This is a genomic window from Streptomyces hirsutus (genome assembly GCF_001418415.1).
Taxonomy (GTDB): Bacteria; Actinomycetota; Actinomycetes; order Streptomycetales; family Streptomycetaceae; genus Streptomyces; species Streptomyces hirsutus.
The window spans coordinates 1-508 of the sequence record NZ_LIQT01000745.1 but is presented as its reverse complement, the minus strand read 5'-3'; the positions used below and the strand labels follow the sequence as shown (position 1 = coordinate 508).

Genomic DNA, 508 nt, shown 5'->3' with positions numbered 1-508 from the left:
TTCTCACCGTTGGAGAAGGTCCAGCCGTCCTTGACCTTGACGGTGAAGTTCTGCGAGTCCGTGGTCTCGATGGACTCGGCGAGCATGTTCTGGGCCTCACCGGTCTCCGGGTCGTAGCGCTTGAGGCCCCGGAAGATCATGTCGAGGACCTTGCCGCCCTGCACCTCGTTGGTGTTGGCCGGCTCCAGCGGGTTCTGCGGGTCGCCCCAGGAGGCACTCAGCACCGCGCCGGCGTCACCGCTGCCGCCGCTGTCCCCGCCTCCGCAGGCCGTCGCCGCGAGGGCGACCGCCACCGCGCAGACGATCCATCCGGCGTGCGTGGCTCCGCGCATGGAGTGCCTCCTCGTACGTACGCAGTGGCGCGCTGACGCTTTACGCCAATATCGGCGCAAAAAGCACGGGCCGCACGTGTACGACACCTGTACGGGGACAACTCCCACCGTATGTACGTGCGCATGACCAGGTCGGCCACGCGTACGACCGCGGGACCGCCAACGGCTGCTGCCCG

General features: G+C 67.9%; 1 pseudogene. It reads right to left on the bottom strand.

The features are described from left to right. Positions 1-332: pseudogene (locus AOK11_RS46000) on the bottom strand (ABC transporter substrate-binding protein); the annotation flags it as partial. Between the last annotated feature and the right edge of the window lie 176 nt (positions 333-508).